We start from the raw sequence: 11,466 nt of genomic DNA on the forward strand, positions 1-11,466 counted from the left end.
TTGTCAATGTATTTTTGTCATACATCGGGCTCTCGAAAGAATTTTACCACCTGTTTCTTGCCTTAAAGACTCAAAAACAGCGACCCTGTAAACCTAGAGAAATCAACTTAGTGCTGCTTCGTTCCCGCCCTGACACGGTTCGCTGACTCTCTACAATACAGGACTATTTTCTCAACACCTTTAAAGCAAGGCTTTGATACTAAAATTTCCCTTAAGCCCGACATCACCTCTACTAAAGCGGATTGTAGATACAGGGCACCGCTAACTCCCCAGCTAGTATGACAAAATATATTTTATCATTTTTTTTTATTGTTGTCAATGCTTTAAAATAATAAATTATTCTTATTGTTTATTAAAATATATTTAATTAATTATAAAAATATGGTATAATAACCTCAACCTTTGTTCTTATGAACAGAAAGGAAGTTCTACAATGTCATATATTATGACAGAAGTTTTTATCAATGTAACTTTAACTTTGATTGTATATTTCATAATCAAGTTAATTGAAAAGAACAAAGATAAAAACTAAATTAAAATCCCCTGCTACCACAGGGGATTTTTTTGGTTTTACATGTCATATATCATACTAGATTTAGTGTATCATATTTTTTATTTTTTATCAATAGTTAATTTTTCTAATTAGAAATTTTTCTATTTTAAAACAACAAATTATTTTTATGGTTTATTAAAATATATTTAATTCATTATAAAAATATGATATAATAATTTCAACCTTCGTTCTTAGGAACAGAAAGGAGGGTTTTTTATGTCATATATCATGACAGAAGTTTTTATCAATGTAACTTCGGCTTTGATTGTATATTTCATAATCAAGTTAATTGAAAAGAGCAAAGATAAAAACTAAATGAAAATCCCCTGTGACAGCAGGGGATTTTTTGGTTTTACATGTCATATATCATACTAAATTTAGTATATCATATTTTTTATTTTTTATCAATACCTTTTCCTATTAACTGTTCTAATAATTCTTTCAAAGTCTTTCGGCAGTTTATCATAAGGATTTGGCTGCACTCCGTCTGTCACCATAATCCATCCTGCATTACGTCTTTTTGAAAGTTTTATTATTTCCTCATATTGATCAGGTTTTGCCGCATAGACAATATGCCATATGTGTGAGGAGTTATCCTCATCATTTTCAAACTCAGACTCAGGTCCGGTAAATCTATTTATATACTCATCTGCTGTAATTTCACTTGTTACAAAAATATCTGCATATGGAGCAAGTTTATCAGTGATTTGCCTTCCAGGATTGGCAACTACAATATTTTCCTTCCCTTTTCCCTTCACATATTCATAAACTGCTTTCATATAGGCAGGCTGGTTTGCATCATCCACTCCCACTTCATCAAAGAAAAAACCGCTTAGATTATCTTTTCCATACAATTCATAATACTTATCTACATCTGCTAGAACTTCTGTCAATGGACGTTTCTGATAGTTTGTCCTTATATATGCAATATTTTTAATTCCGGCTTTCATATTTTCCTTCAGTTGCCTTTCATAATTCGGATCAATTTTATCTCCAGGCCCGCTGTTAGGATTGATTATTACGTAAGGTATATTTTTCCCACCTTCTTTAATAACTTCCTTCCAGTAATTACTGTCATCAGAAGGATAACTATAAGCCGCCAGAACAACAGATTGCTTTCTTTCAAGTTTTTTCTTCATATATACTGCAAAAGCACATATTCCCACTAGTACAACTGCCATTAATACTATTTTTTTCATATTATAGTCCTTTTTTCCAATTTATATTACTGTTTCTTTATTTTTTCAATAACATCTGCGTCAAATTTACCATTTTTCAGCATTTCTATTTCAAACTTATATGGCGGTACTGTTTTTGCACCCTTTTCAGGTGTCAAAGCCACATAAGGTGTTTCCAGTATCTTTGGTAAATGTGAAAACTTTTCATAATGAGCTATTTTATTAAGTGCTTCAAATCCTATCGTTCCAAATCCAAGATTTTCATGTCTGTCCTTCATTGCTCCTCTGGGATTTTTACTGTCATTCAAGTGAATTACAGATATTCTGTCGATTCCTACGATTCTGTCAAACTCTTTTATAACTCCTTCAAAGTCATTTACAATGTCATAACCTGCATCATTTACGTGGCAAGTGTCAAAACATACTGAAAGTTTATCCTTAAGTTTTACTCCGTCTATTATTTTTGCTATTTCTTCAAAGCTTCTTCCACATTCACTTCCTTTTCCTGCCATAGTTTCAAGTGCCACTGTTGTTTTCTGTTCCTTTGTCAGAACTTCATTCAGTCCTTCTACTATTTTTGCAATTCCTATTTCTGCACCTTCTCCTACATGGGCACCTGGATGAAGGACTATTCTAGGTGCACCTATTGCATCCGTTCTTTCTATTTCTGTTCTCAGAAACTGTACTGCAATTTCAAAAGTTTCAGGTTTTACAGCATTTCCAAGATTTATTATATATGGAGCATGGACAACAATATCCTCCACTGAAATATTATTTTCCTTCATTAATTTAAGTCCAGCCTCAATATTTAGCTCATCAATCGGCTTTCTTCTTGTGTTTTGTGGTGCTCCTGTATATATCATAAAAGTATTTGCTCCATAGGAAAGTGCTTCTTCCACTGATCCCAAGAACATTTTCTTTCCACTCATTCCTACATGTGATCCTATTTTAAACATTTCTTTTTTTGACATTTTTATTTTTCCTTTCTTTAATTTTTTTAATCCCACCAAAAATACCATTGTATATTTTTGTATAAAGCATCTACTAATTTTTCAAATGTACCATAACATTGAGCTACAATATCATAACAGAAAATATAATGTTCAACTGCTAGATTTTTTGCTTCTTCTAAAGTTTGAACAGGATTTTCTACATAAAATTCTATCTCATCATAAGTTACAACTGCTGGAACTGCTCCATTTTTTTCATACCAATATTTAGCAATTACTATTTGTTCTTCTGAAAGGGGACAGTCATTAAAACCACCCATTCCAAAATATCCCAAAACTTCATAAGGATTTTTTGTAGGTACCTTTACTAAGATAACATTATCTTTAAAATCTCCGTTATAATCAAATAAAGACGAAAGTTCTAAATCATATTTTTCACCATCATCAAATTTATAACTTTTTTCTGCAAAATACTCATCTATATTTTCTTTTATATCTTCCATATTTTCTACTTGAATTTTTTTTAGCAATTCAAGTGCATTTATATTCTTAGATTTTTCAAGATTCAGATTAACCACATCCATTATATTATTAGTTTCTTCATCTTCCATATCCAACTCAAACTTCTCTAATAAAATATCATCAAGAACTAAAAATACAGGAGTAAAATTTTTTTCTTTCCCTTCCTTATAAATTTCTAAATACTTTTTCTCAATTTCTTTATAACTTAAATCCTTTATTTCCTCAAATTCAAAATTATATAAATCTTTAAATTTATTTATATTCTCTTTCATTTAAAACCTTCCTTTAAATATTTCATCGTTAATACTTAACAATAAATTACGGAATTGACTGAATAACACGGAAAATTCCTTGTATATCAGCAACATCTGTCATATACATTTTTCCATCTTTATGAGATTTCATTTTCAGTTGGTTACAATTTGTAACCAACTCATTCCCCTCATCTTTCAAACGTTTTTTTAATACCTTCCAATAATTATTGGGATTCAGACTATCCGTTAATATTCCTACAACATCGACAACAGAAAAATACCATTCTTCCTTTTCATTATCCCAAACAGACCTAATTTTTTTACCTTCAAATATTTGTATATTATTCTCCATTATTTCCCACCCCTTATATAGTTTTTCGAACTTTATTAATATTTATATTATTTTGCATAATCACAAAATTTCAAATGTCCATAATCATCATATTTGCATTTATATCCTCTTTTTCTTTTCATTCTCTCCAACTCACTATTTAATTCCAAAAGTTTATCAAAATTTGCTACTGCAATCAACAATACAATAAACATTATTACTTTTCTCGTATTATTATCTCCACAATTTTTATAAGCCTTGCAATTTCTCCCTCATCTTATACAAAAATATCCCTGTCGCCACACTCACATTCAGTGATTCAATATTTCCATAAATCGGAATAATCGCCTTTATATCTGAATTTTCTATCAGATATTCAGATACTCCGCCACCTTCATGACCAAATATAAATGCATTATTTTCACGCAGTTCAATTTTTTCATAAGAAACTGAATCTTCATGTAAAGCTGTTGCTATTTTTAAATAATTTTTATCATTTAAAAATTTTACAATTTTTTCAGGTGTTTCATAAATTATGTTCAGCTTAAAAATTCCACTCATTGTGGCTCGTACTGTCTTTGGATTATAAACATCTACTGAACCCTTTGTCAGAATTAAATTCTGAAAATTTGCTGCAATCATCGTTCTAATAATTGTCCCGGCATTTCCCGGATCCTGAATATCGTCAAGAATTACCACATCCCCCTGTATATCCTCAATTGTATTTAAATTTTTAGAATAAAGGAATATTATTCCCTGGCTATTTTCCTGAGTTGAAACTTCATCAAACAGGTTATCCTTCAAAATTGTCAGATTATCATGTTTAGAAATATCATATTTTTCATCAAAATAGTCAAATTTCGATTCCTTCACAATAATTTTATTAAAATTGATATTTTCATTTAGAAACTTTTCCCCTTCAGCCTTAAAAATGCTGTTTTCATCACGATACTTCTTTTTATCCAGTTTTTTCAGCAATTTATAAAATTTGTTATCTGGACTTGCTATCACATCTCTCATTTTCTATTTTCCACTTTCTATATTATTTAAAAGTACAAAAACCCCAATCTATTCAATTTATCAAACTTAATTTCAAGGGGTTTTATACACTCTAAAATTCTTTATAAATTTTATTTTTATCTTTTACCAGAACTTTACCATTTGAAATAATTATTTTAAAACTTTTAACATCTGCACCTTTTAATTCCTTACCTTCAAAATATACTTTATTTCTATCTTTGGCATAGCCAAACATCAGCTGTATAAATGAATGGATGTCTGCACCTTCTATTTTAGAAAAAATATTATCTGAAGAGAATTTATTTAATTTATTCATATCAAAATAATAAACTCCATTTTTATCCTGCAGGTAACCATTAGCCTCAGCAGTAGTTAAACCATTTGTGTAAGTGTCAGTATCAAAATATTTAAAGGACTCTGTATCAACGTTTAGAGGCACTATTTCATATGTTTCTTTTCCTATTTCTGTTTTTAATGCATAAGCTTTATCTTTATTTTTTAGAAAATAAACAATATCCAAATCTTTTATAAAGTTGTTTCCCTCAAACTCAAATTCTTCTGAATTTAAATCTTTTATTTTATTTCCATAGTAATAGACATTTTTATTATCTTTTGAAAATTCACTATTTAAAAGGGTAAAACTCTTTCTATCTGCATCTTCTATCTTTTTTAAAGGTATCTGATACAATTTATTCTCATAATACACATTATTTTTATCATGAAAATAATTCGGCCATTCATCAAATATTTCAAAAGTTTTAAAATCTACTTTAGGATTTTTAACAGCAACTGCTTTTACACTTTTCAGTTCCCCATTATTTTCATCAAATATTTCAACAAGTCTGTATAGATTTTTATTATCACTTACGAAATTAATTGGTTCATTTGGTCTTCTAATTACCTTTAATCCGGCTGATGTTACACCATCCACTTTTTTCCCTGCATAATAAACATTTTTCCTGTCATAGGAAAAAGGAAACTGCTCACTAATGACAAAACTGGCCTTATCCACACCCTCCAACTTTACAATACCATAATTTCCTAGATAATAAATATTATTCTTATCTTTTGAGTATCTATTATTTTCCATTACCTCAAAAGTATCTTTATCTGCATTTTCTATTATTCTAGTATTTTCCGGAGCATCATCAGGTGTTACTACATATACATTTTCATCATCTTTTCCGTAAACAATAATGCTACTGCCTGTAAACATAATATGCGAATTTTTTATTAATTTAAATTTTTTCGAGTCTTTTAATTTTAATTTCTTCCCATAAAAATATATTTCATTTCCATTTCTAACTATAGAATGATTTAAAAATTCAAAATTATTTTCAACTATTTTTCCGAGAAATTTATCTTCACCAAAATAGTAATACAGGTTATTTTTATCTCTGGAATAGCTTGTTTCAGGAAATTCCCTAAAGGTTTTAGGATCTGCACCTTTTATAATCTCTCCTGAAGCATATACGTTTTTATCATCTTTTGAATATTCTCCGTCTGAAATTACTTCAAATGTTTTTGCATTTGCACCTTCAACTTTTTGCCCAAAATAATATACTGAATTTTTATCCTTTGCATATCCATTTTCTTTATCCAGAGCTATAAACGAATTCGCATCTGCACCTAAAATTTTCTTATCATTAAAAAATACATTTTTATCATCTTTCAGATAAAACTGATTTAAAACCTTTATTGTTTTTGGATTTGCACCATTTACCCTTTGAATCCAGCCATTTTCCGAACTGTATACATTATTTTTGTCCTTTGAATAATCTGCCGGCAGCACTTCAAAAGTTCCGGCATCCACATCTTCAAACGACTTATTTCCTGAAAAATAAACATTTTTCACATCTTTGGCATATTTATCATTTAAAACTTTAAATGTACCTAAGTCCACATTTTCAACTTTAAATTGAAAATCCTTCCCTTCAGCATATTTATAATAAACTTCATTATTTGTTTTAATATATTCTGCCATTCCTAAATTAGCTAAAAGAAATATTCCTATCAGAACTTTAAAAAATGTAGTTTTCATAAATTTCCTCCGTTATTTAGAAATCTGACTATTTTATTTTAGCTTGGTAGGCAGCTTTTCTCCACCTAAAATATGATAATGGATATGTAAAACTTCCTGGCCACCATTTTCTCCAATGTTAGTTATAACTCTGTATCCTTCTTCATTAATTCCAAGTATTCTTGCAACCTTTGCCACAGTCAGTTGAAGTTTTCCAAGTAACAATGCATCTTCTTCTGTTGCAGCTTCAAGATTTTTTATCTCTTTTTTAGGTATCACAAGTACATGTACCTTTGCAGCAGGATTTATATCGTGAAAAGCCAGAAACTCTTCATCTTCATAAACTATATTTGCCGGAATTTCTTTATCTATTATTTTTTTAAATATTGTTGACATTTTTTCCTCCTAATTTTCGATTATAATTTTTTCACCTATTCAAAATTTCCCTTTCGCAATTGAAAGGGATTTTTTTATTTTCTATTTTTCTATTTTTCTATTTTTCCAACTCTTCTTGCATGTCTTCCACCTTCAAATTCAGTGTTTATAAAAGTTTCTACACACGCAATTGCCAATGAATCACCTAAAACTCTCGCTCCAAGTGCTATAATATTTGCATCATTGTGAAGTCTTGAAAGCTTTGCAGTAAATTCATTATGTGCAAGGGCAGCTCTAATTCCTTTTATTTTATTTGCAGCAATTGAAATTCCTATACCTGTACCACATATTAGAATTCCAAACTGTGCTTCTCCGCTTAGGACTTTTTTACTTGCCAGTGCAGCAATATCAGGATAATCAACAGAATCAAGAGTATCTGTACCAACATTAATAACTTCATGCCCTTTTTTTCTCAGTTCCTCTTTTACCTTGTTTTTCAGGTCAACACCTGCATGATCATTTCCAATTACTATTTTCATAATTCTCACCAGGGATAGAAATCCCTGTCTCCTTCCTTTTTTTAATTACTGTCCTTTTATTTTTTCCAATATTTCCTTGCTTACCCTTTTTAATTTACCTTTTTCATCTGTAAATACGTTTATCGTTTCTGCTGTTACTTTCAGTTCCTTTTCTGAATTATAGATTTCATAGTAAAATCTGATTTTTATGCTGTTAATTTCCTTTATTTCCACAAATACTTCTATTTCTTCATCATATTTGGCAGAACTTATATATTCTATATTCAGACTCTTTACAGGTAAAATAAATCCCATATCCTCTATCTGCTTATATGGAAAGACATCCCTGAAATATTCTGTTCTCGCCATTTCCATCCACTTCAAATAGTTTGAATGGTATACAACTCCCATTTTGTCAGTATCATAATAATAAACTCTCAATTTACAGCTTTTTTTCATAAGATTTTTCCCTTCGATTATAATTCCTTAACTTCAATCTTTACTATTTTCTTTTCTTTCTTAGCAATTGAAGAAACAAGAGTTCTAAGTGATGTTATTACTCTTCCGTTTCTACCTATGATTTTTCCCATATCTTCCTGTGCTACGTTTATTACTATATCTACATATTTCCCTTTTTCATTGCTTTCTATTGTGTAGTTTCCAACTGAATCCAGCAGGTTTTCCAGCCAGAAATTAACTGTTTCAAAATATTTGCTCATTTTTCCTCCAATAATTTTGTATTTTTAATCGTATATTTTTATCATTTTATCTATTTATTTTATAAACTCTATATTTAAAAATCCCTTATTTTATAATATTCCAAGCCATTCCCTTTTTTCAAGTATTTCTATGTGGATGTCCTTTGCCCTCAATCTTTCGATTACCTTATCCATATCATCAGTAAAATAGGAATTTGTAATTATTTTTATTAGTCCATTGTTATTGTCAAGTGTTCTGACATTTCCTAAACCGTCATATGCTTCAACAATTTTATTAATAAAATCAATATGTTCTTTCCTAGTCTGAATTATATATTCCCAACTTTTCAATTTTCTACTCCGTTTCCTCTGCAGTTTTTTCCTTCTTTAATTCATCTATCAGATTTATAAATTCCTGAACAGAAAATTCCTCTGTTCTTGCAAGTCTTGTTTTTCCCAGTTTTTCAAGAATATCTCCTGTCACTTCCTTGCTGTATCCTTCTCCCGACAAATTATTTGCGATACTCTTTCTTTTATTGGAAAAAGCTGTCTTCAGATATTTAAAATATTCCTCTTCAGAAATCTGTTTTGCATATCTCTCATCATCAAACATTTTGATTTTTAAAAATGCAGAATCCACCTTAGGAACAGGAGTAAATTTCTCCTTAGGAACAGTAAAAAGATATTCTGCATCAGCATAAAACTGCACTGCATGAGTAAGCAAACTCATATTTTTACTTCCTGCCTGCGATGCAATCCTTTCAGCAACCTCCTTCTGAACCATTAAATAAATTTCAGATATATTTTTTCTATATTCGATTAATTTATTTATAATTGGAGAAGTTATATAATATGGAATATTTGCCACTACCTTGATATTTTTCTTTCCATTCAGAAAAGTGCTTAAATCTGCTACCATAAAGTCTTCATGAATTAATGAAAAATTATCCCTGCCTTGAAATTTTTTATTCAATACAGGAATTAAATCATCATCTATTTCAAAAGCAGTCAGATGCTTTGAGTTTTCTATCAGTTTTTCAGTTAAAAATCCTAATCCCGGACCTATTTCTATCACTTCTGTATCTTTAGATACCCCTGATATTTCTATTATTCTTTCTGACAGCTCAGAATCCTCCAGAAAATTCTGGCCATATTTTTTCTTTGCTTCATGAGTTTCATTTTTATAATTTTTTATAAATTTATTTTTACCCAAATTTTCTCCTAAATATTTATTTTCAATTCATTTCTACTAGAAACTATTTTTTATAAAGTTCATCTGCCGCAAGTGCCACATAAGGAATATTTCTGTATTCTTCAATAAAGTCAAGCCCATATCCCAGTACAAATTCATTAGGAATTTCAAATCCTACATACTGAACATCAACTTCAACTTCACGTCTTTCAGGCTTATCAAGTAAAGTACATAATGAAATTTTCTTAGGTCCCCTACCACCCAATACTTTCATTACTTTTTTCAGAGTCATTCCTGAATCTATTATATCTTCAACAATAAGTACATGTTTTCCCTGTATACTTCCTTCTAAATCTTTAAGTATTTTTACTTCTCTTGTTGTTTCAAATCCTTCTCCATAACTTGAAACAGACATAAAATCCATTACCAGAGGCAATTTTATTTCCCTTACAAGATCAGCCATAAAAATAATGGATCCCTTAAGCAGTCCCACTACAACAAGAGGAGCATCATCATCCTTTAAATCTTCTGTTATCTCTTCACCAAGTTCCTTTATTCTTTTTGCAAGAGCTTCCTTTGTAATCATCTGAGTTTTGATACCGTATTCCCAATCTTTTTTCATTTTTTTACAACTCCATTCTTTGTTAAATTATGTTTGTCTCCTCATATTTTTATGATTATATCATTTTTTTTTTATTAATTCAAGGTAACAAAATACAAGGAAAATATATAGACTTAAAGTTTTATTTTATATATTTTCTACTAACTATCAATAAAATCGAAAAAGTCATAAATAATATTGAAAGTTCTCCAGCAATAAAATTTTCCCTAAAAATAAATATTACTGCAAAAGAAAATATCATTACTCCAAAAATTTTAAAAAAATCCTCTTTACATAAACGCATTTTCTTCTCCAGATAAATCTCATTTACAAATAGCATTAAATAAAATCCTGTATATCCGACAATGTAAAAGATTGCTAAAAATGTTTTATCCGCGTTCTTTCCAACCAAATTCCAACAATAAATTATAATCTCTAAACTCATTAGCAGAAAAAAATGTGAGTATATAAGGATAAACCCTCTTGTCTTCTGGTTAGGATTTATTGATTTATTTATCAGTACTGTATAAGTTCCAAATAGAAAAAACATTGTAATGAATGCTATAAAAGGATAAATAGTAAAGTATTCTGGACTAAAATATTGTGCGATGGTCACAACCATTTCCCCAAAAAATAATATTGTCAGCAGCTCGAATCTTTCCTTCAAATGTCCAAAATTGGTACCGTTGCTAAATTTCACTCTATGTATCATAGGCAGAAAAACACCGGAAATGTTTGCAGCTATGCAAAACAGTATTCCTACACGAAAACCTAATAATAAACACATTGCAAATAGTGTTATAACAATCAGCAGGATATTTCTTGCATTGATTGATTCCCTTTCTCCAACACTTTTTTTCATAGCCTGACAATGATATAAAAATGCTACACTTGAAGACATTATCAACATAGAAATACTAAATGGATAAAAAATCTGCTCCCAATCTAAGGAAAGAGAATTGGAAAGATAAATTGCAGCCCCCATATTTATACATATAATGACAATTTCTTTAATGTTAAATGTCCCAAACCTGTTTAAATAATAAGTTAAATATGACCACTCCTGAAGTACTGCAAGAGAATACAATATAAAACTTATAAGTACCCAGGGCTCAATAATTCCATTATGAGGATGTTGAGCAAGTTCTGAAATTTTTGAGATAGCGTAAACAAATATCAAATCATAAAAAAAGCCGAATTTGAAATTCGGCTGATTTTTGATGTTATAAACTCATTAAAATAACCCCCAGTTAG

General features: G+C 29.6%; 15 protein-coding genes and 1 other RNA gene. All 16 read right to left on the reverse strand.

Annotated elements, in window-relative coordinates; all coding sequences use genetic code 11:
• Window positions 1-17: 17 nt before the first annotated feature.
• Window positions 18-282, reverse strand: an RNA gene (gene ffs / locus HMPREF1984_RS11240) — signal recognition particle sRNA large type.
• Between the two features lie 675 nt (window positions 283-957).
• Entirely contained in the window at window positions 958-1,752 is a 795-nt protein-coding gene (locus HMPREF1984_RS09780) for a spherulation-specific family 4 protein (protein WP_021767833.1), read from the reverse strand.
• A gap of 26 nt (window positions 1,753-1,778) precedes the next feature.
• Window positions 1,779-2,702, reverse strand: coding sequence for a deoxyribonuclease IV (locus HMPREF1984_RS09785; protein WP_084408479.1), 924 nt, complete (start codon window positions 2,700-2,702; stop codon window positions 1,779-1,781).
• Between the two features lie 26 nt (window positions 2,703-2,728).
• The gene (locus tag HMPREF1984_RS09790; protein WP_021767835.1) at window positions 2,729-3,475 is read right to left on the reverse strand and encodes a DUF4253 domain-containing protein; all 747 of its coding nucleotides are present in this window, start codon (window positions 3,473-3,475) and stop codon (window positions 2,729-2,731) included.
• Window positions 3,476-3,521: 46 nt separating this feature from the next.
• Entirely contained in the window at window positions 3,522-3,809 is a 288-nt protein-coding gene (locus tag HMPREF1984_RS09795) for a BRO family protein (RefSeq protein ID WP_021767836.1), read from the reverse strand.
• A gap of 47 nt (window positions 3,810-3,856) precedes the next feature.
• Window positions 3,857-4,003 carry a hypothetical protein gene (locus tag HMPREF1984_RS11445; RefSeq protein ID WP_021767837.1) on the reverse strand — a complete coding sequence of 49 codons (147 nt, stop codon included), beginning with the start codon at window positions 4,001-4,003 and terminating at the stop codon, window positions 3,857-3,859.
• A gap of 34 nt (window positions 4,004-4,037) precedes the next feature.
• Complete coding sequence (locus HMPREF1984_RS09800; protein ID WP_021767838.1) at window positions 4,038-4,808, reverse strand: RNA methyltransferase; 771 nt, start codon at window positions 4,806-4,808, stop codon at window positions 4,038-4,040.
• Between the two features lie 91 nt (window positions 4,809-4,899).
• Entirely contained in the window at window positions 4,900-6,849 is a 1,950-nt protein-coding gene (locus tag HMPREF1984_RS09805; protein ID WP_021767839.1) for a DKNYY domain-containing protein, read from the reverse strand.
• A 33-nt stretch (window positions 6,850-6,882) separates the two neighbouring features.
• Window positions 6,883-7,224 (reverse strand): histidine triad nucleotide-binding protein, encoded by a 342-nt coding sequence (locus tag HMPREF1984_RS09810; protein ID WP_021767840.1) that lies wholly within the window; start codon window positions 7,222-7,224, stop codon window positions 6,883-6,885.
• A gap of 89 nt (window positions 7,225-7,313) precedes the next feature.
• Window positions 7,314-7,742 carry a ribose 5-phosphate isomerase B gene (gene rpiB / locus HMPREF1984_RS09815; RefSeq protein ID WP_021767841.1) on the reverse strand — a complete coding sequence of 143 codons (429 nt, stop codon included), beginning with the start codon at window positions 7,740-7,742 and terminating at the stop codon, window positions 7,314-7,316.
• A gap of 45 nt (window positions 7,743-7,787) precedes the next feature.
• Window positions 7,788-8,180, reverse strand: a complete 393-nt coding sequence (locus HMPREF1984_RS09820; RefSeq protein ID WP_021767842.1) for a thioesterase family protein — start codon at window positions 8,178-8,180, stop codon at window positions 7,788-7,790.
• Window positions 8,181-8,197: 17 nt separating this feature from the next.
• Window positions 8,198-8,440 carry a KH domain-containing protein gene (locus tag HMPREF1984_RS09825; protein ID WP_021767843.1) on the reverse strand — a complete coding sequence of 81 codons (243 nt, stop codon included), beginning with the start codon at window positions 8,438-8,440 and terminating at the stop codon, window positions 8,198-8,200.
• A 90-nt stretch (window positions 8,441-8,530) separates the two neighbouring features.
• Entirely contained in the window at window positions 8,531-8,770 is a 240-nt protein-coding gene (locus HMPREF1984_RS09830; protein WP_021767844.1) for a DUF4911 domain-containing protein, read from the reverse strand.
• A 4-nt stretch (window positions 8,771-8,774) separates the two neighbouring features.
• A complete protein-coding gene (gene rsmA, locus HMPREF1984_RS09835; RefSeq protein ID WP_021767845.1) occupies window positions 8,775-9,632 on the reverse strand; it encodes a 16S rRNA (adenine(1518)-N(6)/adenine(1519)-N(6))-dimethyltransferase RsmA in 858 nt (285 codons plus the stop codon).
• Window positions 9,633-9,675: 43 nt separating this feature from the next.
• Window positions 9,676-10,233 (reverse strand): hypoxanthine phosphoribosyltransferase, encoded by a 558-nt coding sequence (gene hpt, locus HMPREF1984_RS09840; RefSeq protein WP_021767846.1) that lies wholly within the window; start codon window positions 10,231-10,233, stop codon window positions 9,676-9,678.
• 121 nt (window positions 10,234-10,354) lie between these two features.
• On the reverse strand, window positions 10,355-11,392 hold the full coding sequence (locus tag HMPREF1984_RS09845; RefSeq protein WP_021767847.1) for a low temperature requirement protein A: 1,038 nt from the start codon (window positions 11,390-11,392) through the stop codon (window positions 10,355-10,357).
• Window positions 11,393-11,466 lie beyond the last annotated feature (74 nt).

It is taken from the genome of Leptotrichia sp. oral taxon 215 str. W9775 (assembly GCF_000469505.1).
GTDB lineage: Bacteria > Fusobacteriota > Fusobacteriia > Fusobacteriales > Leptotrichiaceae > Leptotrichia_A.

What these genes read in the sequence shown, in the direction of transcription:
- HMPREF1984_RS09780 (WP_021767833.1), bottom strand. Translation starts at nt 1,752, where the DNA reads ATGAAAAAAATAGTATTAATGGCAGTTGTACTAGTGGGAATATGTGCT.
- HMPREF1984_RS09785 (WP_084408479.1), bottom strand. Translation starts at nt 2,702, where the DNA reads ATGTCAAAAAAAGAAATGTTTAAAATAGGATCACATGTAGGAATGAGT.
- HMPREF1984_RS09790 (WP_021767835.1), bottom strand. Translation starts at nt 3,475, where the DNA reads ATGAAAGAGAATATAAATAAATTTAAAGATTTATATAATTTTGAATTT.
- HMPREF1984_RS09795 (WP_021767836.1), bottom strand. Translation starts at nt 3,809, where the DNA reads ATGGAGAATAATATACAAATATTTGAAGGTAAAAAAATTAGGTCTGTT.
- HMPREF1984_RS11445 (WP_021767837.1), bottom strand. Translation starts at nt 4,003, where the DNA reads ATGTTTATTGTATTGTTGATTGCAGTAGCAAATTTTGATAAACTTTTG.
- HMPREF1984_RS09800 (WP_021767838.1), bottom strand. Translation starts at nt 4,808, where the DNA reads ATGAGAGATGTGATAGCAAGTCCAGATAACAAATTTTATAAATTGCTG.
- HMPREF1984_RS09805 (WP_021767839.1), bottom strand. Translation starts at nt 6,849, where the DNA reads ATGAAAACTACATTTTTTAAAGTTCTGATAGGAATATTTCTTTTAGCT.
- HMPREF1984_RS09810 (WP_021767840.1), bottom strand. Translation starts at nt 7,224, where the DNA reads ATGTCAACAATATTTAAAAAAATAATAGATAAAGAAATTCCGGCAAAT.
- rpiB (WP_021767841.1), bottom strand. Translation starts at nt 7,742, where the DNA reads ATGAAAATAGTAATTGGAAATGATCATGCAGGTGTTGACCTGAAAAAC.
- HMPREF1984_RS09820 (WP_021767842.1), bottom strand. Translation starts at nt 8,180, where the DNA reads ATGAAAAAAAGCTGTAAATTGAGAGTTTATTATTATGATACTGACAAA.
- HMPREF1984_RS09825 (WP_021767843.1), bottom strand. Translation starts at nt 8,440, where the DNA reads ATGAGCAAATATTTTGAAACAGTTAATTTCTGGCTGGAAAACCTGCTG.
- hpt (WP_021767846.1), bottom strand. Translation starts at nt 10,233, where the DNA reads ATGAAAAAAGATTGGGAATACGGTATCAAAACTCAGATGATTACAAAG.